At 70.4% G+C, this 24,552-nt stretch carries 14 protein-coding genes; 4 read left to right on the forward strand and 10 right to left on the reverse strand.

Translation table 11 applies throughout. The annotated features are described in order from the left end of the window. The 3 genes from ABD858_RS22800 to ABD858_RS22810 form a co-directional block, all read right to left on the reverse strand. Positions 1 to 1,416, reverse strand: a complete 1,416-nt coding sequence (locus ABD858_RS22800; RefSeq protein ID WP_345040600.1) for a maltokinase N-terminal cap-like domain-containing protein — start codon at positions 1,414 to 1,416, stop codon at positions 1 to 3. Between the two features lie 373 nt (positions 1,417 to 1,789). Next, positions 1,790 to 3,511 (reverse strand): maltose alpha-D-glucosyltransferase, encoded by a 1,722-nt coding sequence (gene treS, locus ABD858_RS22805; protein WP_345040603.1) that lies wholly within the window; start codon positions 3,509 to 3,511, stop codon positions 1,790 to 1,792. Beyond that, positions 3,508 to 5,496, reverse strand: a complete 1,989-nt coding sequence (locus ABD858_RS22810) for an alpha-1,4-glucan--maltose-1-phosphate maltosyltransferase (RefSeq protein ID WP_345040605.1) — start codon at positions 5,494 to 5,496, stop codon at positions 3,508 to 3,510. The genes treS and ABD858_RS22810 overlap by 4 nt, the downstream gene beginning before the upstream one ends. A gap of 866 nt (positions 5,497 to 6,362) precedes the next feature. On the opposite strand from ABD858_RS22810, the gene glgP reads away from it, so the two are divergent. Continuing rightward, positions 6,363 to 9,014 (forward strand): alpha-glucan family phosphorylase, encoded by a 2,652-nt coding sequence (gene glgP, locus ABD858_RS22815; protein ID WP_345040607.1) that lies wholly within the window; start codon positions 6,363 to 6,365, stop codon positions 9,012 to 9,014. Between the two features lie 409 nt (positions 9,015 to 9,423). Here the strand turns inward: glgP and ABD858_RS22820 are convergent, their stop codons facing one another. Next, positions 9,424 to 11,451: a M4 family metallopeptidase gene (locus ABD858_RS22820; protein ID WP_345040609.1), complete on the reverse strand. Its 2,028-nt coding sequence runs from the start codon at positions 11,449 to 11,451 to the stop codon at positions 9,424 to 9,426. Positions 11,452 to 11,620: 169 nt separating this feature from the next. Next, positions 11,621 to 12,535 carry a TetR/AcrR family transcriptional regulator C-terminal domain-containing protein gene (locus ABD858_RS22825; protein ID WP_345040611.1) on the reverse strand — a complete coding sequence of 305 codons (915 nt, stop codon included), beginning with the start codon at positions 12,533 to 12,535 and terminating at the stop codon, positions 11,621 to 11,623. A 366-nt stretch (positions 12,536 to 12,901) separates the two neighbouring features. On the opposite strand from ABD858_RS22825, the gene ABD858_RS22830 reads away from it, so the two are divergent. After that, positions 12,902 to 14,446, forward strand: coding sequence for an MFS transporter (locus ABD858_RS22830; protein ID WP_345040613.1), 1,545 nt, complete (start codon positions 12,902 to 12,904; stop codon positions 14,444 to 14,446). On the opposite strand, the gene ABD858_RS22835 is transcribed toward ABD858_RS22830, so the two are convergent. The 5 genes from ABD858_RS22835 to glgX all read right to left on the reverse strand — a co-directional run bounded on the left by ABD858_RS22835 (position 14,433) and on the right by glgX (position 21,730). Further along, a complete protein-coding gene (locus tag ABD858_RS22835) occupies positions 14,433 to 15,245 on the reverse strand; it encodes a hypothetical protein (RefSeq protein ID WP_345040616.1) in 813 nt (270 codons plus the stop codon). The genes ABD858_RS22830 and ABD858_RS22835 overlap by 14 nt on opposite strands. Continuing rightward, complete coding sequence (locus tag ABD858_RS22840) at positions 15,242 to 17,182, reverse strand: ABC transporter ATP-binding protein (protein WP_345040618.1); 1,941 nt, start codon at positions 17,180 to 17,182, stop codon at positions 15,242 to 15,244. The genes ABD858_RS22835 and ABD858_RS22840 overlap by 4 nt, the downstream gene beginning before the upstream one ends. Continuing rightward, positions 17,179 to 18,999, reverse strand: a complete 1,821-nt coding sequence (locus tag ABD858_RS22845) for an ABC transporter ATP-binding protein (RefSeq protein WP_345040620.1) — start codon at positions 18,997 to 18,999, stop codon at positions 17,179 to 17,181. The genes ABD858_RS22840 and ABD858_RS22845 overlap by 4 nt, the downstream gene beginning before the upstream one ends. A gap of 118 nt (positions 19,000 to 19,117) precedes the next feature. Beyond that, complete coding sequence (locus ABD858_RS22850) at positions 19,118 to 19,318, reverse strand: DUF397 domain-containing protein (protein WP_345040622.1); 201 nt, start codon at positions 19,316 to 19,318, stop codon at positions 19,118 to 19,120. A gap of 144 nt (positions 19,319 to 19,462) precedes the next feature. Beyond that, positions 19,463 to 21,730 (reverse strand): glycogen debranching protein GlgX, encoded by a 2,268-nt coding sequence (gene glgX / locus ABD858_RS22855; RefSeq protein WP_345040624.1) that lies wholly within the window; start codon positions 21,728 to 21,730, stop codon positions 19,463 to 19,465. 159 nt (positions 21,731 to 21,889) lie between these two features. Here glgX and ABD858_RS22860 point away from each other — a divergent pair, with 159 nt between their 5' ends. Beyond that, positions 21,890 to 23,113 (forward strand): L,D-transpeptidase, encoded by a 1,224-nt coding sequence (locus ABD858_RS22860; protein WP_345040626.1) that lies wholly within the window; start codon positions 21,890 to 21,892, stop codon positions 23,111 to 23,113. A 169-nt stretch (positions 23,114 to 23,282) separates the two neighbouring features. Then, complete coding sequence (locus ABD858_RS22865) at positions 23,283 to 24,527, forward strand: L,D-transpeptidase (protein ID WP_345040628.1); 1,245 nt, start codon at positions 23,283 to 23,285, stop codon at positions 24,525 to 24,527. Positions 24,528 to 24,552: the final 25 nt, after the last annotated feature.

The raw sequence follows: 24,552 nt of genomic DNA on the forward strand, positions 1-24,552 counted from the left end.
TCACGGCAGGGCCAGGCGGCGGACCGCGGCCATCGGGACCGGGAGCCAGTCGGGGCGGTGGCGGGCCTCGTAGAGGACCTCGTACACCGCCTTGTCGGTCTCGTACGCGCGCAGCAGCGCCGGTTCGGAACGGGGGTCGGTCCCGGACGCCTCCGCGTAGCCCTCGCAGTACGCCTCCCGGCAGCCGGCGGCCCATTCGGCGTTCCAGGGCGATGGGGTCTCCCCTGCTCGAGCGGAGTCGAGGGCTTGGGGAAGGGTGCCGGCCGCGTAGTCGAAGGAGCGGAGCATTCCGGCGATGTCGCGCACCGCGGGCTGCGGTTCGCGGCGTTCGGCCAGGGGGCGGGCCGGTTCGCCCTCGAAGTCGATGACCGACCAGTCGCCGTCCGGGGTGCGCAGGGTCTGGCCGAGGTGCAGATCGCCGTGGATGCGCTGGGCCTCCAGGCTGTGCCCGTCGTCGGGGGTGCCGGCGACGGCCTCGAAGGCGGCGCGCAGCCCTGGTACGTAGGGGGAGAGCGCCGGTACGGCCCGGGCGGCGGCCTCGAGCCGGTCCTTCATCCCGGCGGCGAGCAGCCGGGTCTGCGGCCGGCCGAGGGTGACCGCGGGCAGGGCGGCGGCCAGCGCGGTGTGCACCTCGGCGGTGGCGCGGCCGAGCGCACGGGCCTCGGCGAGGAAGCCGGATCCGGCGGACAGGGCGCGCAGCGCGAGCTGCCAGCCGTCCTCGGAGCCGCGCAGATAGGGCTGGAGCACCCCGAGTGTTGCCGGTTCGCCGGTGCCGTCGAGGTCGGTGGCCTCGAACCAGGCGACGGGGGCGGGTACCCGGGAGCAGTGCTGCCGGGCCAGGGCGAGGGGGAGTTCCAGGTCGGGGTTGACGCCGGGGTGGATCCGGCGGAACACCTTCAGGATGAACGTATCTCCGTACACCAGTGAGGAGTTCGACTGTTCGGCGTCGAGCCGGCGCGGGGGGAGCCCGGCCGGGATGGCGGTCGAGAGGGCGCGGTCGAAACGGAGGGTGCCCAGCTGTCCGGGGGTGCGCAGCCGCTCCAGCAGGAGTCCGGCCAGCCGGGGGTCCTGGAGCGCGTCGTACACGGCCCGGCCGGCCAGCGGGCCGTCCTGGGGCCGGCCGATGAACGCGGGGGCGAGCCGGGTGGGCAGGGTGTGATGTACGCCGAGCAGCAGCTGGTAGCAGTCACCGGGTCCGGGTGTGCCGTTCTGGTGGGCCCGTACCAGCAGATGCAGCAGACCCCCGCCGTCCACGGGGAGCAGTTCGGTGGCGGACACCGGGGAGAAGCCGGTGACCGGGGTGCCCTTGCCGGCGAACCAGCGCTGTCGGGGGAGCCAGGCGTGCAGCAATGGGGCGAGTGAGAGCAGCAGAGGGGTGAGGCGCGGAGTGATCCGGGTGGAGGCAGCCTTCGGCATGGCAACGCGTCCTTTCCCCGGGCACACCCATAAAGAATGCGCAGAGTGTCCCGGATTGCGGCGTTGGCTGTCCGTTGGTGCGGGACGTGTCGGTTCAGGATGATCCGTACAGGTAGGGCCGGTTGGCCCAGTTGCCGACGGTATCCGGGAAGAGTGCCCAGGGCGGGGCAATGGAAACCGCCCCACCCTCGTGCATGGCCATCGGCCGTGAACGTGAATCCTGATCCGGAACCATGGGCGTTCTCGTCACCGATGTCGGTGCCGAGTTCTCTCCGATCACTCGGAGAGCTTTCACGCGCGTGTGCGTGCCGTTGGTGACCGAGCCGCCCGCCCGGCGGGCTCGGGTTCTGCCGGGCAGAGCGCTGTGAGCGTACTACTCACGGTGTTCACGCCGGATCCGGAACCAGTAGAAGCCGTGCCCCGCGAGGGTCAGCAGATACGGCCATTCGCCGATCGCCGGGAAGCGCACCCCGCCGATCAGTTCCACCGGATACCGCCCGTTGAACGCCCGCAGATCCAGCTCGGTCGGCTGCGCGAACCGCGAGAAGTTGTTCACGCAGAGGACGAGATCGTCCCCCTGCCCCTCCTGAGGCGGGGCCTCGCGGAGAAAGGCGAGCACCGCCGGGTTGGACGAGGGCAGCTCGGTGTAGGAGCCCAGCCCGAAGGCCCGGTTCTGTTTGCGGATCTCGATCATCCGGCGGGTCCAGTGCAACAGCGAGGACGGCGACGACATCGCCGCCTCGACATTCGTGACCTGGTAGCCGTAGACCGGGTCCATGATCGTGGGCAGATAGAGCCGCCCCGGGTCGCAGGAGGAGAAGCCCGCGTTGCGGTCCGGCGTCCACTGCATCGGGGTGCGCACCCCGTCCCGGTCGCCGAGCCAGATGTTGTCGCCCATGCCGATCTCGTCGCCGTAGTAGAGGATCGGCGAGCCGGGCAGGGAGAGCAGCAGCGCGGTGAACAGCTCGATCTGGTTCCGGTCGTTGTCCAGCAGGGGCGCCAGCCGCCGCCGGATGCCGATGTTGGCGCGCATCCGCGGGTCCTTGGCGTACTCCGCGTACATGTAGTCGCGTTCTTCGTCCGTCACCATTTCGAGGGTCAGCTCGTCGTGGTTGCGCAGGAAGATGCCCCACTGGCAGCTGGACGGGATCTCCGGGGTCTTGGCGAGCACTTCGGAGACGGGGTACCGGCTCTCCCGCCGTACGGCCATGAAGATGCGCGGCATCACCGGGAAGTGGAAGGCCATATGGCATTCGTCGCCGCCGCCCTCGAAGGAGCCGAAGTAGTCGACGACGTCCTCGGGCCACTGGTTGGCCTCGGCGAGCAGCACCTTGTCCGGGTAGTGCGTGTCGATCTCGGCCCGTAGCCGCTTGAGGAAGTCATGGGTGGCCGGGCGGTTCTCGCAGTTGGTGCCCTCCTCCTGGTACAGGTACGGCACGGCGTCCAGCCGGAAGCCGTCGATCCCCAGGTCGAGCCAGAAGCGCAGGGCCGCGAGGATCTCCTCCTGCACGGCTGGGTTCTCGTAGTTCAGGTCCGGCTGGTGGGAGAAGAAGCGGTGCCAGAAGTACTGCTTGCGCACGGGGTCGAAGGTCCAGTTGGACGTCTCGGTGTCGACGAAGATGATGCGCGCGTCCTGGTACTGCTTGTCGTCGTCCGCCCAGACGTAGTAGTCGCCGTACGGGCCGTCCGGGTTGTTGCGCGACTCCTGGAACCACGGATGCTGATCGCTGGTGTGGTTCATCACAAAGTCGATGATCACGCGCATGCCCCGCTGATGGGCCGCGTCGACGAACTCCACGAAGTCGGCGAGATCGCCGAACTCCGGCAGTACGGCCGTGTAGTCCGAGACGTCGTATCCGCCGTCGCGCAGGGGGGACTTGAAGAACGGCGGCAGCCAGAGGCAGTCGATGCCCAGCCACTGCAGATAGTCCAGCTTGGCGGTGATGCCCTTGAGGTCGCCCACGCCGTCACCGTTGCTGTCCTGGAAGGAACGGACCAGCACCTCGTAGAAGACCGCTCGCCTGAACCAGTCGGGGTCGCGGTCCTTGGCGGGCGTGTCCTCGAATGTGTCGGGGACGGGCTCATTGACGATCATCGTGTGGCTGACCCTCCGATCGGTGAGGACGGTCGCAGGGTGAGGATGTGCGCAGGGGCGACACCCGGCTCGAGGCGCACATAGTTGTCCCTGCCCCAGTGATAGGTCTCGCCGGTGAGCTCGTCGCGCACCGGAACGGTCTCGTCCCAGTCCAGGCCGAGCTCCGGCATGTCCAACGAGACGGTTGCCTCCTGGGTGTGGTGGGGGTCGAGGTTGGCGACCACCAGAACGGTGTTCGAACCCTCCCGTTTGGAGTAGGCGATCAGGGCGTCGTTGTCGACGCTGTGGAAGTGCAGCCGGCGCAACTGCTGGAGCGCGGGGCTGCGGCGCCGGATGCGGTTGAGCGCGGTGATGAGCGGGGCGATCGAACGGCCTTCGCGTTCGGCGGCCCGCCAGTCGCGGGGCCGCAGCTGGTACTTCTCCGAGTCCAGGTACTCCTCGCTGCCCTCCCGCAACGGCGTGTTCTCGCACAGCTCGTATCCGGCGTAGACGCCCCAGGTGGGCGAGAGTGTCGCGGCGAGCACCGCCCGTGTCCCGAAGGCGGGACGGCCCCCGTTCTGCAGGTACTCGTGCAGGATGTCCGGGGTGTTCACGAAGAGATTGGGCCGCATGTAATGGGCGGTCTCACCGGACAGCTCGGTGAGGTAGTCGGTCAGTTCCTGCTTGCCCGTACGCCAGGTGAAGTACGTGTACGACTGCTGGAAGCCGATCGCGCCCAGGGTGCGCATCATCGCCGGGCGGGTGAACGCCTCGGCCAGGAAGATCACGTCGGGGTCGCTGTCGTTGATGTCGTCGAGCACCCTCTCCCAGAAGACCACCGGTTTGGTGTGCGGATTGTCGACGCGGAAGATCCGTACACCGCGCTCCATCCAGAACCGCAGGATCCGCGTGGTCTCCTCGACCAGCCCGTCCATGTCCTGGTCGAAGGCGATGGGGTAGATGTCCTGGTACTTCTTCGGGGGGTTCTCGGCATGGGCGATCGTGCCGTCCGGGCGATGGTGGAACCACTCGGGGTGCTTCTCCACCCAGGGGTGGTCGGGGGAGCACTGCAGGGCGAAGTCCAGGGCGACCTCCAGCTGCAGCTCACGGGCCCGCGCGACGAAGCGGTCGAAGTCCTCCAAGGTGCCCAGGTCGGGGTGGACGGCGTCATGGCCGCCGTCGGGCGAGCCGATCGCCCAGGGGACGCCCGGATCGTGCCGTCCCACCGAGAGTGCGTTGTTGGGGCCCTTGCGGTGGGTGGTGCCGATGGGGTGGATGGGCGGGAGATAGACGACATCGAAACCCATCGCCGCGATGGCGGGCAGCCGTTCGGCGGCGGTCGCGAAGGTGCCGGAGACCGGGGGGCTGTCCTTCTCCACCTTCGCGCCCTCGGAGCGTGGGAAGAACTCGTACCACGATCCGTACAGCGCCCGGCGCCGCTCGACCAGCAGCGGCATGGGCGGTGAGGAGGAGACCAGTTCGCGCAGCGGATGACGGGCCAGTGCGGCGTCCGTGTCGGGGCCGAGGGCCGCGGCAAGCCGTTCCGCGGCGGGACGCGACTCGTCGCGCAGCGCCTCCGCGGCCGCGAGGACCGCCTCCCGGCCCTCCTTCTCCGGCACCCCGGCGGCTGCCCGTTCGTACAGCTCGGCGCCCTCCTCCAGGACCAGCGCGGTGTCGATACCCGCCGGAATCTTGATCCGGGCGTGGCGCCGCCAGGTGGCGAGCGGATCGGCCCAGGCCTCCACCGTGTACGTCCAGTGGCCCTCGGCGTCCGGGGTGACCTCGGCGCCCCAGCGGTCCGTACCGGGTGCGAGTTCATGCATGGGGGTCCACGGGCCGGTACGTCCCGAGGGGTCGCGCAGCACCACATCGGCGGCGACCGCCTCATGGCCTTCCCGGAAGACGGTCGCGCTGACCAGGAAGGACTCGCCGGCCACGGCCTTCGCCGGCCTTCTGCCGCACTCGACGGCTGGGTGTACATCCAGAACGGGGATGCGACCGATCATGGGCTCACCTGAGGGTCGGGTCTGCACGGGTGCGGGTGCGCCCGCGGGTGGGTGCGCGGGCGTGACGAGGTGCAGATCTTCGTGGGGGTTCGTCCTTTGTACTTGCTGCCGGGCTGCGGGCATGGCCGCTCCTGTCCGCGTTCACTCGGGTGGGCGGATACGGATGCATGGGGGGTGTCAGGTCCTGTCCGGTCGACCATGCCGGGCTCGCGACACTCCCCCAGCTGCCGCTGGGAGGTGCCCCCAGGCACCGCGCCTCTCCCCCGTAGCCCTTCGGGCACGGGAGGTGCCCCCACCGTTGTCGTCGGCCGCCGATGTCCCCCAGCTGCCGCTGGGAGGTGCCCCCACCGCATGGACTCCCTCCTCCGCCTTGCGATGCACGGCACCACCGGGACACCAGCCGCTCTGCGGCGGGCGCTCGCTGATCCGGCCTGATCAACCGGACAGGACCTACTGGCTGCGTACCGGACAAGCCTTCCACGCACGCGGGGCGAGCATTCCGGCTCTTTGCCAACTACTGCCCCGTAATGGCGCGGACAGGGAAACCGGCCCCGCCGGCAGGACGGGGCCGGCTGCTGCGGTGCTGCGCGTGGATCAGTTGTCCACCTGCAGAAGGAGGTTCGGCGAGCCGGGGCCGGCGTTCCGGCTCGATGGGGTGCGCCGCCCCCGGCCTGTCCGGCGTTCGAGGACGGACACACCGGTCGTCCGACGCGGTTCGGCAACACCGCGCCCCCGGCGCCGCCCCGCGCAGCGGATCGCGCCGTGGTTGGCCGGGGCCGGTGCGGGCTAACGTCGAGGGTGAAGGGCGGAGCACGTCTCGCCGTGCGTCCGCCCGGATCCGTATGTCCCCTGCGAAGGTGGAGCACGTGAAGGCCATTCGTCGGTTCACCGTACGCCCCGTCCTCCCAGATCCCCTCCGCCCGCTCAGCGACCTCGCCCGCAATCTGCGCTGGTCCTGGCACACCGAGACCCGTGACCTCTTCCAGTCCGTCGACCCCCAGGGGTGGCGCGCGGTGGGCGGCGACCCCGTGCGGCTGCTCGGGACCGTGTCCGCCGCGCGGCTCGACGAGCTGGCGCGCGACCGCCGCTTCCTGCGCAGGCTGTCGGCCGCCGCCGACGACCTCGACGACTACGTACGCGGCCGCAGGTGGTACCAGGCACGCGAGGCCGAAGGCGCCTCGCTGCCCGCCGCCGTCGCCTATTTCTCGCCCGAGTTCGGGATCACCGCCGCCCTGCCGCAGTACTCCGGCGGCCTCGGGATCCTGGCCGGCGACCATCTCAAGGCCGCCAGCGACCTCGGTGTACCGCTGATCGGGGTAGGCCTGCTCTACCGGCACGGGTACTTCCGGCAGACCCTGTCCCGGGACGGCTGGCAGCAGGAGCACTACCCGGTCCTCGACCCCAATGAGCTGCCGCTGGCCCTGCTGCGGGAGGCGGACGGCACCCCCAGCCGGGTCGTCCTCTCGCTGCCCGGCGGGCGCTTGCTGCACGCCCACGTCCGGCAGGCGCAGGTCGGCCGGGTGCCGCTGCTGATGCTCGACTCCGACGTCGAGGAGAACGGTCCCGGCGAACGCGAGGTCACCGACCGGCTGTACGGCGGCGGCAGCGAGCACCGGCTGCTCCAGGAGATGCTGCTCGGCATCGGCGGTGTCCGTGCCGTACGGGCGTACTGCCGGCTCACCGGCCGGCCGGCGCCCGAGGTGTTCCACACCAACGAGGGTCACGCGGGCTTCCTCGGCCTGGAACGCATCCGGGAGCTGGCCGCGGCCGGCCTGGACTTCGACGGCGCGCTGGAGGCGGTGCGGGCCGGCACGGTGTTCACCACGCACACACCCGTCCCGGCCGGCATCGACCGCTTCGACCGTGAGCTGGTCGCCCGCCACTTCGACGAGGGCGGCGAACTGCCCGGCGTACCCGTCGACCGGATCCTCCAGCTCGGCACGGAGAGCTACCCCGGGGGTGAGCCGAACCTCTTCAACATGGCCGTGATGGGCCTCCGGCTGGCCCAGCGGGCCAACGGCGTGTCCACTCTGCACGGCAGGGTCAGCCGGGAGATGTTCGCCGGTCTGTGGCCGGGCTTCGATCCGGACGAGGTCCCCATCACCTCGGTGACCAACGGGGTGCACGCACCCACCTGGGTCGCCCCCGAGGTGTTCCGGATCGGCGCCCGCCGGATCGGCGCGGGCCGTGCCGAGGACGCCCTCACCGTCGGCGGCTCCGAACGCTGGGACGCCCTCGCCGACATCTCGGACGCCGAGATCTGGGACCTCAGGCGGGTCCTGCGCGAACGGCTGGTGCTGGAGGTACGGCAGCGGCTGCACGCGTCCTGGCGGCAGCGCGGCGCCGGAGCCGCCGAACTCGGCTGGATCGACTCCGTACTCGATCCCGACGTCCTCACCATCGGCTTCGCCCGCCGAGTCCCCTCGTACAAGCGCCTCACCCTGATGCTGCGCGACCGCGACCGGCTGATGGACCTGCTCCTCCACCCGGAGCGCCCGGTGCAGATCGTGGTCGCCGGCAAGGCCCACCCGGCCGACGACGGCGGCAAGCGGCTCGTCCAGGAGCTGGTGCGCTTCTCCGACGACCCGAGGGTGCGCCACCGGCTGGTCTTCCTGCCCGACTACGGCATGGCGATGGCGCAGAATCTCTACCCCGGCTGCGACGTCTGGCTCAACAACCCCCTCCGGCCCCTGGAGGCCTGCGGCACCAGCGGTATGAAGGCCGCGCTCAACGGCTGCCTCAACCTCTCCGTCCTGGACGGCTGGTGGGACGAATGGTTCGGGCCCGACTTCGGCTGGGCCATTCCGACCGCCGACGGCGACGGCGGCTCGGGAGCCATCGACGCGGAGCGGCGCGACGACATCGAGGCCACGGCTCTCTACGACCTGATCGAGCAGCAGGTCACGCCCCGCTTCTACGACCGCGGCACCGGCGGACTGCCCGGCCGCTGGATCGAGATGGTCCGCCAGACCCTGGTGACCCTGGGCCCCAAGGTCCTGGCGGGACGCATGGTGCGTGAATACGTGGAGCGGCTGTACACCCCGGCCGCCGAGGCCCACCGTGCCCTGGACAGCACCACCGCCCGTGAACTCGCCGCCTGGAAGGCCCGTGTGCGCGACGCCTGGCCGCAGGTGAGCGTCGGCCATGTGGAGGCCGTGGCCGAACCGGCCACGGTCAACGGCACCGCCGAGCTCGGCTCCGCCCTCGGTCTGCGGGTCCGCGTCACGCTCGGCGGACTGCAGCCGGACGACGTGGAGGTGCAGGCCGTCGCCGGGCGCGTCGACTCCGACGACGCGATCGCGGACGCCCACACCTTCCCCCTGAAACCGGCCGGCAACGCGGACCTCGACGGCAGTTGGGTGTACGAGGGACCGCTCGCCCTCGACCGCACGGGCCCCTTCGGCTACACCGTCCGCATCCTGCCGGCCCATCGGTTGCTCGCCACCGGCGCGGACCTCGGACTGGTCGCCCTGCCCACGGAGGCGACGGGCGAGGGCGCGGGGGTGCTGATGCGCTGAGCTGGTTTTTGGGCTCGCTTCTCCCCGGACTTCGTCCGGGGGAGGACCTCAATGGGGGCGCTCGAGGCTGTGTCGACGGTCGACCACGCGGCGGAGCCGCATATCGATGCAGCCTCGGGCCTCGTTCCTCAGGACCTCCGTGCTCCTTCAGCTACTTCCCTCAGCTACCCCTGGGGGCACCCCAGGGGTGCCCCCACTCCCTTTCACCGTGCCGATATGCGCCTCCGGCGCGTGGAGCCGAGCCCCTTCGGCTCATTCGCCTGGTGGACAGGGGCACCGACTGGCGAACCCAGCGCCTCCGGGGGAGGGGCTCACTCGCCCCGGACATGGGCGGTGCCCGGAGCCGAGGGGCTCCGGGCACCAACACCTTCGGATCAGCTGCTGATCGGAAGGTGGAACCAAGGGTGGATCAGAAGGAGAGCTTCCAGCTGTTGATCTTGCCGGTGTCGAACCTGGCGACATCCCGGACGCGCAGCTTCCAGGTGCCGGCCGCGACCTCGCTGGAGGCGTTGACCGTGTAGGTCGCCACGATGTTGTCCGCGGAGTCGCCGCCGCTGGCGGCCTTCAGCGGGTAGACGGTGCCGTCGGGGGCCACCAGGTCGATGACCACGTCACCGCGCCAGGTGTGGGAGATGTTCACGCCCACCTTGAGGGTGGCCGGGGCGTTGCCCTCGTGGGTCACGTTGATGTTCGAGAAGACCGCGGGGCCGGCATCCGGGATGGAGACGGGGGTGGTGTTCTCGTACACCGGGCCGGTCGACGTGCCGGGACGGTCGCCGACACCGATGGCCGCCCAGGCGTCCTGGAGCGACTTGTACTCGGCGCTGGCGGTGCCGTACAGGGCCGCGGCGACGGCCTCGGTGCCGGCCCTGGCGCCCGCGTAGTTGGTGCTGCTGCCCCACTTGGTGGTGAGGGCCTTGAACCAGATCAGCTCGGCCTTGTCGCGGCCGATACCGGTGACCGGGAGGCCGTCGACGGTCGGCGAGTCGTAGGACACACCGTTGACCGTCTTGGCGCCGCTGCCCTCGGAGAGCAGGTAGAAGAAGTGGTTCGCCGGGCCCGAGGAGTAGTGGACGTCGACCGAGCCGATGCCGGAGTACCAGTAGTCCTTGGACCTGCTGTCCTTGCTGGGCTTGTCCATGTAGCGCAGCGGGGTGCCGTTGCCGTTGATGTCGATCTTCTCGCCGACCAGGTAGTCGCCGGGGTCGTTCGCGTTGTTGGCGTAGAACTCGACTGCGGCGGCGAAGATGTCGGAGGTCGCCTCGTTCAGACCGCCGGACTCGCCGCTGTAGATCAGGCCGGCGGTGTTGGAGGTGACGCCGTGGGTCATCTCGTGGGCGGCCACGTCGATGGAGGTCAGCGGCTTCGCGTTGGCGGAGCCGTCACCGTAGGTCATGCAGAAGCAGGAGTCGGACCAGAAGGCGTTGACGTAGGCGTTGCCGTAGTGGACCCGGGAGTACGCGCCGACACCGTCACCGCGGATACCGGTGCGGCCGTGCACGTTCTTGTAGTAGTCCCAGGTGAGCGCGGCGCCGTAGTGCGCGTCGGCGCCCGCGGTCTCGGCGTCCGACGGGGAGCCGTTGCCCCAGACGTCGTCGGCGCCGGAGAAGAGGGTGCCGGTGCCGGACGTGCCCTTGTTGAGGTTGTACGTCTTGTGGTTGCCGCGCGTGGTGTCGGTCAGGTTGTACGTGCTGCCGGACTGCGCGCTGCCGAGCGTGACCTGGCCGCTGTACTGCGTGTTGCCGACGCCGGTCTCGATGGCCTGCCACTCGTAGAGCTTCGCGCCGGTCGCGGCGTCGGTGACGACGTGCAACTCGTTCGGGGTGCCGTCGTGCTGGAGGCCGCCGACGACGGTCTCGTACGCGAGGACCGGCTTGCCCTTGGCCATCCAGACGACCTTGCGCGGGGCGCGGTCGGCCTTGGTCTTGGTGGAGCCCTCGGCGGAAGCGGCGGACAGTGCCTGTTTCTCGGCCGTGGCGGGCGCGACGTCGGCGGTGGTGTCGACGTTCTTCAGGGCCGCCTTGGAGGACTTGGTGACCGACTTGGTGACGCCGGCCTTGGTCTCCTCGACGATCAGGTCACCGCCGAGGACCGGAAGTCCCTGGTAGGTGCGCTCGTAGCGGGTGTGCGTGGTGCCGTCGCGGTCCTGGACGACATCGCGGACGACCAGCTTCTCCTGGGCGCCCAGGCCCAGTTCCTTGGCGGTCTCCGCCTTGGACGCGTCGGCGGCGCGTATGAGCGCGGTGCGCTCGGCGGGGCTGAGGCTTGCCGGGAGGGCTCCGGGGTTGACCTTGCCGAGGGCTTTGCCTGCGGTGGGTGCCGCGGTCGGCAGGCTGCCCGCGGTGGCGGTACCGGCCTGGACTCCGACGGTCAGCATGGCTGCGGCGGCGACGAGCGCACCGATCGCGGTGGCGCGCCGATGGGGGGTGGGTCTCAACGCAGACTCCTTCTGCATACGTGAGGGGACGGGCGACTGGGTGGGCCGCCCGTGTGGTGCAGGGTGGATGCGCAGAACGGTGAAGAGAGTGCCACCGGTCTTGAGTTCCTGTCAGGAGCGCGTCAAAAGGTTGGCCGAAAATGGTTCGTTGGCCGTAACGTCATGTTCGCTATACGGACAGTTCACCGAGGAGCGCGGCGATTCCGTCCAGGGTGCGCCGGAGTCCGAACTCGAACAGGGTGTCCAGTTCGAGGTCCATCCCGGGATCCCGCATGAACAGTGAGGTGAGCACCGGGTACTCCCCCGAGGACTGGATCGCCCGCATCCGCGAGTCCTGCAGGGCCATCCACTCCTCGGGGCTCACCCCGGTGTCCTGCCGTGCCTGGGACTCCATCCCGCTTGCCAGTGCGAAGCCCTGGACATAGGCGAAGAGCGAGAGATGGATCTGCATCATCTGGGAAGGGCGCAGGCCCAGACCGGAGAGGGCCCGCATGACCCACTCGGTGTGCTTCATGCCGTTCGCGGACGGGATCGGCCGGGTGAAGGAACCCATCGCCTGCGTCAGCCAGGGGTGGCGGCGGAAGATCCGCCACATCCGCCGGGTGGACAGCTCCAGTTGCGCCCGCCAGCCGTCCGGAGTCGTGTCCGGTTCCTCCTCCGCGAACGCGACGTCCGCCATCAGCCACATCAACTCGCCGCTGCCCCGCACATGGCGGGTCAGCGCCAAGGTGGAGGTGGACAGTTCGGTGGCCACCCGCCGGAGGGAGACCGCGGCCATCCCCTCGGCGTCCGCGATCCGCATTGCCGTGGCCACGACGACGTCCCTGGTCAGCCCTGCTGCCGGCGCAGCACGCCCGGCCGGCCCGGGATCACCCACGACCGTGCCGACACCCGGCACGGCCCGCACCAGCCCCTCCTTCTTCAGCGCGGCCAGCGCCTTCGTGGCCGTCGCCATCGCGACCCCCCACTCCTGGGTGATCCGGCGCGTGGACGGCACCAGGTCACCCGGCGCCAACTCGCCGGAGGCGATGCGCCGGCGGATGTCGGAGGCGATACGGAGGTAGGGCGGCTCGATCGTGGTCACGGCCGGAGCGTACTGTGCCCCTCCCGGCAACGTTTGCCCCGTCGCGACGCTCCCCCAGCTACCTCCCCCAGCTACCGCTGGGGGTGCCCCCAGGGGTGCCCCCAGGGGTGCCCCCAGGGGTGCCCCGGGCACGCACGCTCGCTGCGTTGGCCGAAAACCCGAGGAGCGCTGCTACGAGGGTCTTCGGCCGCCTTGCGATCGCACGCACCGGACGCCGCTCCTTGACGGGCACACGTCGCCGGTCGCGGCACTAGTGCACCGTCACGAACATAATCCCAGGTCGGAGCAGGGGCGTTGGGTCACCGCACCAGGGTGCACCACCCCCCTGTTTGGCGGTGTGCGCGGCGCGCTGGTTCGGTCTGCCGCATGGACACCGCTACGCGCGCCGGCCGACGCGAATGGGCCGCACTGGCCGTACTGATGCTGCCCCTCCTGCTCGTCTCCATGGACGTCTCCATCCTCTACTTCGCCATCCCCTTCATCAGCCAGGACCTCGCCCCCAGCTCCACCGAGCAGCTGTGGATCCTCGACATGTACGGCTTCGTCCTGGCCGGGCTGCTCATCACCATGGGCGCGGTGGGCGACCGCATCGGCCGCCGCACCCTGGTCCTCGCCGGAGCGGCCGTCTTCGGTGCGGCGTCGGTCATCGCCGCCTACGTCGACAGCCCCGGACAGCTCATCGCCGCGCGGGCGTTGCTCGGCGTCGGCGGCGCGGCCCTGATGCCGTCCACGCTCGCCCTCATCCGCAACCTCTTCCACGACGAGAAGCAGCGGGCCACGGCCGTCGCCCTGTGGACCACCGTCATGACCGCGGGCATTTCCTTCGGCCCCGTCCTCAGCGGCGCACTGCTCGAACACTTCTGGTGGGGCTCGGTCTTCCTCGTCAACCTGCCGGCCATGGCCCTGCTGTTCCTGCTCGCGCCCGTGCTGCTCCCCGAGGTCAAGGCGCAGCGGCCGGGCCGCTTCGACGTGATCAGCGCGCTGCTCTCGCTGGCCGCTCTGCTGCCCCTGATCCACGGCATCAAGGAGCTGGCGCGCGACGGCTATGCCCCGCTGCCCGCCCTCGGCGTGACCGTCGGCCTGGTGCTCACCCTCGTCTTCGTACGCCGCCAGCGCGGACTGGACGACCCCATGGTCGACCTGCGGCTGCTGGGCCGCCGCGCCTTCGGTGGCCCGCTGCTCGCCAATCTCGTCGCGATGGTGGCGATCATCGGCTTCGCGGTGTTCTTCACCCAGTACCTCCAGTCCGTGCTGGGCATGAGCCCGCTGGAGGCCGCGCTGTGGAGCCTGGCGCCGGCCGTCGGCCCGATGGCCGCGGGTCCACTGAGCGGGGTGCTCGCGGCGCGGATCGACCGCGCGTATGTGATGGGCGGCGGATTCACGGTCTCGGCCTGCGGGTTCGCGCTGCTGATCCTGGTGCGTACCGACTCGGCGCTCTGGTACGTACTGACCGGGGGCGCGGTCTACGCGGCCGGTCTGGTCGTCGCCATGACCCTCGCCAACGAGCTCGCGCTGGGCGCGGCTCCGCCGGAGCGCGCGGGCGCCGCGGCGGCCGTCCTGGAATCCGCCACGGAGCTCGGCGGAGCGCTCGGTATGGCCGTTCTCGGCTCGATCGGCGCGGCCGTCTACCGCCACGACATGGCGGCCGCCGCCCCCACCGCCCCGGCCGCCGCACGCGAGACACTGGGCGGCGCGCTCGCGGTGGCCGAAAACAGCCCCTCGGCGGCGGGGGAGTCCCTGCTGGAGGCGGCGCGGGACGCCTTCACCCACGCCATGTCCTCGGCCGCGACGGGCGCGACGGTCCTCATGGCGTCGGCGGCGGTGCTGGCCGTCACCCTCCTGCGCGGCGCGGGGCGGGCGAAGCCCGGAGCCGCACGCGAGGAGGAGGCGGTGGCGGTCAGCGCACGCTGATCCGCCAGGGTTCCCTCCAGCGGCTGTCCACCACCAGCAACGCACCGGCCGGAAGCCCGAACTTCTCTCCTTCGGGAAGGACGGTGAGCCGGCCGAAGGCGGTGGCACTCCGCGACGGCCGCAGGTCCTTGCCGAGAACGACCGCGGTGACCACGTCGTTGAAGAACGGCCGACGACAGGAGATCTTCGCGGTGCCACGCGGTCCGGTGTACCGGATGACCTCCGTGCCCCAACCGGAGATCCTGCGGTCGAAGGTGCGTGGGGGATCGACCTGTAGCTGCCAGTGCGAGTGGGCGTCGACCACTATCAGCTCGGGTTCGGGCCCGGCGCCGATGAGAGCGCCCCCCACCGGTTTCTTGTCCGCGTACGTACGCAGAGCCCAGTCGAAGCGCCCTTCGCCCCAGCCGTCGACATCCACCCAGTCGCCCCGCTGGATCGACAGCTGTGCCGGGGGACCTTCGTAGCGGAGCACATTGCAGCCCTGTCCCTCGGCGGTCGCCTCCAGCAGGGGCACCTGGTACGGGGAGACGAGGCGCAACAACCACTCCTGGCGGGTGCATTCGACAAGGATCCTGGAGACCGGGCTCCCCTCCGTGCCGGTCAGGAACCGGTGACGGATCGAGCCGGACACGTGGACCTGCCTCAGCTCCTCGCCCGAGTCGCTGATCATCCGCAGATCGGTTCGGAGGGATTCGACCGGTGCGCACCGTTCGAACTCCACGACCACCGGCACGCCCGCGTCCGTGGGCGGCAGCTCCACCAGCTGCGTGCCGGTCCCGCGCCGAAGGAAGTGGCTCACGCCAGGCTCTCCCGCCACGCCCGGTGCAGGTCTGCGAACCGTCCCGTTCCGCCGATGAGTTCGGCGGGGGTGCCGTCCTCCACGATCCGGCCGCGGTCCATCACCAGCACCCGGTCGGCGATCTCCACCGTGGACAGCCGGTGGGCGATCACCACCGCGGTGCGGCCGTGCAGCACCGTGTGCATCGCGTGCTGGACGGCCCGCTCGCCGGGGATGTCCAGCGAGCTCGTCGCCTCGTCGAGGATCAGCACCGCGGGGTCCGCGAGCAGCGCCCGGGCGAAGGCGACCAGCTGCCGCTGGCCCGCGGAGATACGACCGCCGCGCTTGCGTACGTCCGTGTCGTAGCCGTCCGGCAGGGCGGTGATGAAGTCGTGGGCGCCGATCGCCTTCGCGGCGTGCTCGATCTCCTCCCGGTTGGCGTCCGGGCGGCCGATGGCGATGTTCTCGGCGACCGTGCCGGAGAACAGGAACGCCTCCTGGGTCACCATGACCACCCCGCGCCGCAGTTCGGGCATGGCCAGATCGCGCAGGTCCATGCCGTCCAGCAGCACCCGGCCCTCGGTCGGGTCGTAGAACCGGGCCAGCAGCTTGGCCAGCGTGGACTTGCCGGCTCCGGTCGAGCCGACGAGGGCGACGGTCTGGCCGGCGGGGATGGTGAGACCGAAGCGGGGGAGCACCTCGCCACCCGTGCGGTAGGCGAAACGTACGTCGTCGAAGACGACCTCGCGGCCCGGGTGTTCGGAGTCGTTCGACGGCAGCGGCTTCGGGGCGGTGGGCTCGGGCACGGTCGGGGTCTGGGCGAGCAGGCCGGCGATCTTCTCCAGCGAGGCGACCGCCGACTGGTAGGAGTTGAGGAACATGCCGAGCCGGTCGATCGGGTCGTACAGCCGCCGCAGATACAGCACGGCGGCGGCCAGCACACCGAGCGCCAGCGTCCCGTCGGCCACCCGGTAGGCCCCCCACAGCACCATCGCGGCGACCGCGGTGTTGGCGACCAGCCGGGAGCCGACCACATAGCGGGCCATCTCCAGCAGCGCGTCCCCGTTGGAGCGTTCGTGGCGGCGGTTGAGGACCTGGAACCCGGCGTCGTTGATGCGCTCACGACGGAAGGAACGCACGGGCCTGATGCCGTTCATCGTCTCCACGAACTTCACGATCACGGCCGCGGTCGCCGTGGAACGCGCGCTGTAGACGACGCCCGCGCGCCGCTGGTAGAGCCGTACGAGCACATAGAGCGGCACGAAGGAGAGCACGGCCAGGCCGCCGATGCCCCAGTCCAGGTAGAGCAGCATCGCGGAGATGCAGACGAAGGCCAGGACGACGTTGACGAGTTCCTGGAGGCCCTCGTTGAGCAGCTCGCGCAGCGACTCGACGTCCGTGGTGGAACGGGAGATCAGCCGGCCCGAGGTGTAGCGCTCGTGGAAGTCCACGCTGAGCGCCTGAGCGTGCCGGAATATCCGGCCGCGCAGATCGAGCAGCGCGTTCTGGTTGACGCCAGCGGAGACCCGGATGAAGGCGTACTGGAACAGCCCCGAGCCCGCCGCGCACAGCGTGTACCCCACGGCGACGGCGATCAGCGGCCCGTAGTCGTGCGCGCGGAAGGCGGGTACGCCGCGGTCGATGGCGTACGCGACCAGCAGCGGGCCGGCCTGCACGGTGGCCTGCTGGAGCAGCAGCAGGACCGCGCCGAGGGCGACCCGGGCGCGCAGCGGCCGCAGCAGCGAGCGCAGCAGCGCCCCCGTGGCGCCGGGGGGCGCGGGCAGCTCGTCGCGGTCGTACGGGTCGTCGTGCTCGTCCTGTTCCCGCACCGGTCCGGCCTCGGCCGGCTCGGCACCGGCGGTCGTGGACCGGGTCTCCTCGGCGGCCTCCGGGGTGCTCGGGCCCGTGCCGTCGGCCGTCGTGCCGTCCGCGGGGCGTCCCGTCGTGGTCCTGGTCATCGGGTCCTGGCCTCCTCGGCAGAAGCTTCCGCGCCGGACATCAGCCAGGCGTACTCGGCGTTGTCACGCAGCAGTTCCTGGTGGGTGCCGACGGCGGCGATTCGGCCGCCGGAGAGCAGCGCCACCCGGTCCGCGAGCATCACGGTGGACGGCCGGTGGGCGATCACCAGCGCGGTGGTGTCGTCCAGTACGCGCCGCAGCGCGGCCTCCACCAGCGCCTCCGTGTGCACGTCCAGCGCCGACAGCGGATCGTCCAGCACCAGGAAGCGGGGCTGTCCCGCCACGGCCCTCGCCAGGGCGAGCCGCTGCCGCTGTCCGCCGGACAGGCTCAGCCCCTGCTCGCCGACCTGGGTGTCGGCGCCCTGCGGCAGCCGGTCCACGAAGCCGGCCTGCGCGATGTCCAGGGCACGCCGCAGCTCGGTGGTCCCGGCGTCGGGACCGGCGCCCATCAGGACGTTCTCGCCGACGGTCGCGGAGAAGAGGGTCGGCTCCTCGAACGCCACGGCCACCAGCTCGCGCAGTGTCTCCCGGGGGAGTTCGGCGATGTCCTGCCCGTCGAGCGTGATCCGCCCGCCGGTCGGCTCGTACAGCCGCGGCACGAGCGCGGTGAGCGTGGTCTTGCCGCTGCCGGTGGCCCCGACGAGGGCCATGGTCTCGCCGGGACGTATGTGGAGATCGATGCGCTCCAGCACGGGGACGGAGTCCGCGGGCGCGTCCGGGTAACGGAACTCGACGCCCTCGAAGCGGAGTCCGCCGGCGGGCGGGGCGGGACGGTGCTGCCGTGCACCGTCGGGCCTGCCGGTGTGTCCGCCGTCGGTGTTCTCCTCCGCCGCCTCGTCCATCACCTCGAAGAACCGTTCCGTGGCCGTCGCCGACTCCTGGCTCATCGCGAGCAGGAAGCCGATCGACTCCACCGGCCAGCGCAGGGCCAGTGCCGTCGACAGGAAGGCCACCAGGGTGCCCGCCGACAGGTCGCCGTCCGCGACCTGGACCGTGCCGAGGACCAGTGCGGCGCCGATGGCCAGTTCGGGAATGGCGGTGATCGCGGCCCAGATGCCGGCCAGCAGCCTGGCCTTGGCCAGTTCCGTGGTGCGCAGTTCCCCGGCCAGCTCACGGAAGGCAAGGGCCTGGCTGCGGTGCCGGCCGAAGCCCTTGACGATACGGATGCCCAGCACGCTCTCCTCGACGACCGTCGTCAGATCGCCGACCTGGTCCTGTGCCCGGCGCGCCACCAGGGCGTACCGGGTCTCGAAGTGCGAACAGAGGATCATCAGCGGGATCACGGGCACCGTCAGCACCAGCCCCAGCGTCCAGTCCTGGGCGAGCAGCAGCACGAAACCGGCCAGGATCGTCACCGCGTTGACCAGCAGGAAGGTCAGCGGGAAGGCGAGGAACATGCGCAGCAGCATCAGATCGGTGGTGGCGCGCGAGAGCAGCTGTCCGGAGGCCCACTTGTCGTGGAAGGCCACCGGCAGCCGCTGGAGGTGCCGGTAGAGACCGGCGCGCATGTCGGCCTCGACGCGGGAGAGCGGCCGGGCGACGAGCCACCGCCGGAAGCCGAAGAGCAGGGCTTCGGCGATGCCGAGCAGCAGCAGCGCGAGCGCGCCCAGCCAGACTCCGCCCGGATCGCTCTCGGCCACCGGGCCGTCCACGATCCACTTCAGTACGAGCGGGATGACAAGGCCGATAAGGGACGCGACGACCGCGACGAATGCCGCGCTGAACAGGCGGGTTCGCACCGGCCGCACATACGGCCACAGCCGCAGCAGTGAGCGTACGGAGGACCGGCTCCTCTGGGTTGTCTGTGTTTCGGGCATCAGGACCGAGCGTACGGTTCGCCACTGACACCGCCCAACGGATTTACCGCCGAGGCGGCCTGACAGCATGGCACCCCCGCCCGGAACCGGACCCGGGCGGGGGCGGCGCTCACAGCTGTCAGCTCGAGAAGTCGAACTCGCCGGAGCGGGCGCCCTTCATGAAGGCGTCCCACTCGTGGTGAGTGAAGTGCAGGATCGTGTGCGGGTCCTTCGAGTCGCGGATGGCGATGCGTCCGTCCGGCGTGTGGGCGACCTCGACGCACATGTCGTTCTTACCGCTGCTGTAGCTGCTCTTGCGCCACTTCAGACTGTCGTTCATTGCCGATTCCTTTCAGGGCCGGGCGTCTTTCGCCTGCCCCACATCAAGCCTGGCCCGGGCTCCCCGCGTCCGCGATTCGAAGCGATACGCATCGTGATCGTGGCTGGTGGCGACCCGGATGGAGGGCCGTTTCCGGGGCAACGCCTACGCCGGCTTCACCCGCAGCAGCAGTACCGAGCGCGCCGGGACCGTGATCGTGGCGCCCGCGCGGTGGCTGTCGGCCGGGGCGGCCGACTGGTCCTCCCGGGAGGTGTCGACCACGGTGTCGTACACCTCGGCCCAGGGCGGTCCGGGCAGTACGAAGCTCACCGGACGGTGACCGGCGTGCAGGACCACGAGGAAGCTGTCGTCGGTGACCTTCGCACCGCGCGCGTCACGTCCGGGGATGTCGCGCCCGGACAGATACAGCCCCAGCGTGGCCGCGGGGTCGTACCAGTTCTGCTCGGTCATCTCGGTGCCCCGCGGGGTGAACCAGGCCAGATCGCGCAGTCCGTCCGCCGTCTGCGGCCGGCCGGAGAAGAAGGCACGGCGGCGCAGCACGGGATGGGCCTGGCGCAGGGCGAGCAGACGGGACGTCAGGTCGAAGAGCGTCCGCCAGCCGGGGGAGTCGAGCAGCGACCAGTCGATCCAGCCGGTCGGATTGTCCTGGCAGTACGCGTTGTTGTTGCCGCCCTGGGTGCGGCCCATCTCGTCGCCCGCGACGAGCATCGGCACGCCGGTGGACAGCAGCAGCGTGGCCAGGAGATTCCGCAGCTGGCGGCGGCGCAGCGCGTTGATCCGTTCGTCGTCGGTCTCGCCCTCGGCGCCGCAGTTCCAGGAGCGGTTGTCGTTCGTCCCGTCGCGGTTGGACTCGCCGTTGGCCTCGTTGTGCTTCTGCTCGTACGACACCAGGTCGCGCAGGGTGAAGCCGTCGTGCGCGGTGACGAAGTTGATGGAGGCGTACGGTCGCCGGCCGCCCCAGGCGTACAGATCGCTGGACCCGGACAGCCGGTAGCCGAGGTCCCGTACGTCCGGCAGGGCGCCGCGCCAGAAGTCGCGAACGGCGTCCCGGTAGCGGTCGTTCCACTCGGTCCACAGCGGCGGGAACGCACCCACCTGATAGCCGCCGTTGCCCACGTCCCACGGCTCGGCGATCAGCTTGACCCGCCGCAGCACCGGGTCCTGGGCGATCACCGCGAGAAAGGGGGAGAGCATGTCCACGTCGTGCATGGACCGGGCCAGCGCGGCCGCGAGGTCGAAGCGGAAGCCGTCCACGCCCATCTCGGTGACCCAGTAGCGCAGCGAGTCGGTGATCAGCCGGAGCACCTGCGGCTGGACGACATGCAGGGTGTTGCCACAGCCGGTGTAGTCGGCGTAGCGCCGGGCGTCGGGCTGGAGGCGGTAGTAGCCGCGGTTGTCGATGCCGCGAAGCGAGAGGGTGGGGCCCAGCTCGCCGGCCTCCGCGGTGTGGTTGTAGACCACGTCGAGGATGACCTCTATGCCTGCGGAGTGCAGTGCCCGCACCATGCGCTTGAACTCGCCGACCTGCTGGCCGCCGGTGCCGCTGGCCGAGTAGGCCGCGTGCGGGGCGAAGTAGCCGATGGAGTTGTAGCCCCAGTAGTTGCGCAGGCCGCGGCGCTGCAGATGGTCCTCGTGGGCGAAGTGATGCACCGGCAGCAGTTCCACCGCGGTCACTCCGAGCCGTACGAGATGGTCGATCGCCGCCGGGTGGGCGAGCCCGGCGTAGGTGCCGCGCAGCTTCTCCGGGACCTCGGGGTGCAGTTGTGTGAAGCCCCGGACGTGCAGCTCGTAGATGACCGAGTCGGCCCAGGGGGTTTTGGGGCGCCGGTCGTCGGACCAGTCGTCGTCGTCATGGACGACCACGGCCTTGGGGACGTACGGCGCCGAGTCCCGCTCGTCGCGCACGGTGTCGGCGACATGCTGCTGCGGCCAGTCGCGCACATGCCCGTACACCTCGGGCGGCAGCGTGAAGTCGCCGTCGACGGCTCGGGCATAGGGATCCAGCACCAGCTTGGCCGGGTTCCAGCGGGCCCCGGTCCAGGGGTCCCAGCGGCCGTGCACCCGGTAGCCGTAGCGCTGGCCCGGCTGTACACCCGGGACGAAACCGTGCCAGATCTCGTGGGTCAGCTCGGTCAGCGGGCAGCGCGTCTCGCTCCCGTCCCGGTCGAAGAGGCACAGCTCGACGGCCTCGGCCCCGCCCGCCCACAGCGCGAAGTTGGTGCCCGACACCCCGTCGGGGCCGGCCCGGAAGCGCGCGCCGAGGGGGGTCGGCGCGCCCGGCCATACGGCAGGGCGGTGCGGTGGCGGCCCGGAGTTCCGGCCGTTGACGGCCCGGCGCCGTTCGCCGTCGTGCGCGGTCCGGCCGTCCGGCACCGCCTGCTGCTCGGCGCTGATTGGATCTGCGCTCGACACCTGTCGGCCTCCCGCGGCTCATCAGGACCTGGGACCTGGTGGGCTCGGGGGCGCACGGCGTCCCGGCCGTGGCTCCCCTACGTGGTCCTCCCAGCTGTTCTGCCCGGAACAGCCGTCGTACTCACGTTTCCCCGGAGGGGCACGATCGTTGGGCTCATCGTGAGATTCGTAGCGAAACGGGCAGGGGTGGGCTTTGCCGCCCTGCTGGCATGCACAGGACTGCTGACGGGACTGGCCGGTTGCAAGGGCTCGGACATCGGGATGAGCAGCAAGCCGCGTTCTCCCGCCGAGGTGATCCAGGTCACTCCGGAGGACGGGGCCAAGGACGTCGAGATCGGTGACCTGATCGAGGTGCGGGTCCCCAGCGGGCGGCTGGAACGGGTCACGATGCGGAGGGTGGAGGACGCCCAGCCCGTGGAGGTGCCGGGGCACCTCTCGGAGGACGGTACGTCCTGGCGGCCCGACGCCGGAAAGGTGCAGCTGGCCGCCAAGTACACCGTGGACGTGGTGGCCCTGGACGGGCACGGCAACCGCCAGGCACGGCACACCAGGTTCACCACCCATGTCCCCGCGGAACGCTTCATCGGCTACTTCAGGCCGGAGAACCGCTCCGTCGTGGGCACCGGAATGATCGTCACCTTCCAGTTCAGCCGGCCGATCACCAACCGCGCGGCCGTGGAGCGGGGCATCACCGTCACCTCGAAGCCGCCCGTCGAGGTCGTCGGCCACTGGTTCGGCAAGGACCGGCTGGACTTCCGCCCGCGCGAATACTGGCGCCCCGGCACCGAGGTGACCGTCGCCATGCGGCTGCGTGATGTACAGGCCGGGCCCGAGATGTACGGGATCCAGCGGAAGACCGTCACCTTCACCATCGGACGCTCGCAGACGTCCCTGGTGGATGCCGCGGCGCACAGCATGGTGGTACGGCGCGACGGCAAGGTCCTCGCGACTCTGCCCGTCACCGCCGGGTCGGAGCACACCGCGACGTACAACGGGAAGATGGTGATTTCCGAGATGCTCGAAGTGACCCGGATGAACGGAGCCACGGTCGGCTTCACGGACGCGGACGGCAAGGGCGAGTACGACATCAAGGACGTGCCGCACGCCATCCGGCTCACCGACTCGGGAACCTTCATGCACGGTAACTACTGGGCCACCCCGGACACCTTCGGCAGCCGCAACGTCAGTCATGGCTGTGTGGGCCTGCGCGATGTGAAGGGCGGCAGCGACAGGACTCCGGCGGGTTGGTTCTTCGACCGCGCACTGATCGGGGACGTGGTCGAAGTGGTCAACTCGAAAGACAAGACGGTGGCACCCCACAACGGCCTCAGCGGCTGGAACCTGGCCTGGCCGGCGTGGAAGGCGGGGTCCGCGCTCGCCTGACGGTGCATTCCTCGAATCGGCCCTGGGCGACTTGGGACTGAACGGTGACATTCGCCGGTCCCTTGCGCCCCGCACGGTGTGATTATCTAGCGCGGTGGGCGCGAGAAGAATGCGCGCCGGGAGTGCGAGCCGCTGTGGGACCAGGGCCGTGCGAGGGGAGAAAAGCATAGTGAACGGGCAGCCGATATCGGGGGCATCGGCCGGGGGCATACGCCGGCGGGGGCGCCGGGGACTCCAGGCCGTCGTGCTGGGGGCCGCACTGCTGCTGGTGACGGCGTGCGGCGGGGGCGGCGACTCCGGTGACAGCGGCAAGGCCGGTCCCGCCGCGAGCCGGGCCGCCGACACCAAGGCCTCGGAGGCGGTCGTCAGCATCGAGCCCAAGAACGGCGAGGTCGATGTCCCCACCACCGGGGCACTGAGGATCACCGCCGACCAGGGCAAGCTGAGCACGGTCACGGTCGAGGACACCAAGGGCAACCGGATCCAGGGCGCGGTCGCCGCGGACGGCGCCGGATGGCAGCCTTCCCAGCACCTGGCCGCCGCGACCAAGTACAAGGTGCACGCGGTCGCGAAGGACGCCGAGGGCCGCGAGTCCGCGAAGGACATCTCGTTCACCACGCTCGTACCGAAGAACACCTTCGTCGGGCACTACACGCCGGAGGACGGATCGACCGTCGGTGTCGGCATGCCGGTCTCCATCAACTTCACCCGGGGAATCACCCGTCCCGAGGCCGTGGAGAAGGCCATCACGGTGACGGCGGACCCGGCTGTGCCCATCGAGGGCCACTGGTTCGGCAACGACCGGCTCGACTTCCGCCCGGAGAAGTACTGGGCCGCGGGCACCAAGGTGACCGTCACGCTGAACCTCGACGGCGTCGAGGGACGGCCCGGGGTGTACGGCAAGCAGAAGAAGACCATCCAGTTCACCATCGGCCGCCGCCAGGTCAGCACCGTGGACGCGCGTGCCCACACGATGCAGGTCGAGCGGGACGGCACCGTCATCAAGACCGTTCCGATCACCGCGGGCGCCCCGGCGACCACGACGTACAACGGACAGATGGTCATCAGTGAGAAGTTCAAGGTGACCCGGATGAACGGCGCCACGGTCGGCTTCGGCGGCGAGTACGACATCGAGGACGTACCGCATGCGATGCGCCTGTCCAACTCCGGGACCTTCCTCCACGGCAACTACTGGGCCTCGTCCGGCACCTTCGGCTCGGCGAACGTCAGCCACGGCTGCGTCGGCCTGCGCGATGTGCGCGGCGGCTGGGACAAGAAGGCCCCGGCGGCCTGGTTCTACGACAGCTCGATCATCGGCGACGTGGTGGTCGTGAAGAACTCCAAGGACAAGCAGATCCAGCCGGACAACGGCCTCAACGGCTGGAACATGTCCTGGGCGGAGTGGACGAAGTAGAAGTCGTACTGCGGGGCCCGGTGCT

It is taken from the genome of Streptomyces sannanensis (assembly GCF_039536205.1).
Taxonomy (GTDB): domain Bacteria; phylum Actinomycetota; class Actinomycetes; order Streptomycetales; family Streptomycetaceae; genus Streptomyces; species Streptomyces sannanensis.

Coding starts and splice junctions, on each gene's coding strand:
- ABD858_RS22800 (WP_345040600.1), bottom strand. CDS start 1,416: ATGCCGAAGGCTGCCTCCACCCGGATCACTCCGCGCCTCACCCCTCTG.
- treS (WP_345040603.1), bottom strand. CDS start 3,511: ATGATCGTCAATGAGCCCGTCCCCGACACATTCGAGGACACGCCCGCC.
- ABD858_RS22845 (WP_345040620.1), bottom strand. CDS start 18,999: ATGCCCGAAACACAGACAACCCAGAGGAGCCGGTCCTCCGTACGCTCA.
- ABD858_RS22810 (WP_345040605.1), bottom strand. CDS start 5,496: ATGATCGGTCGCATCCCCGTTCTGGATGTACACCCAGCCGTCGAGTGC.
- ABD858_RS22850 (WP_345040622.1), bottom strand. CDS start 19,318: ATGAACGACAGTCTGAAGTGGCGCAAGAGCAGCTACAGCAGCGGTAAG.
- ABD858_RS22830 (WP_345040613.1), top strand. CDS start 12,902: ATGGACACCGCTACGCGCGCCGGCCGACGCGAATGGGCCGCACTGGCC.
- ABD858_RS22840 (WP_345040618.1), bottom strand. CDS start 17,182: ATGACCAGGACCACGACGGGACGCCCCGCGGACGGCACGACGGCCGAC.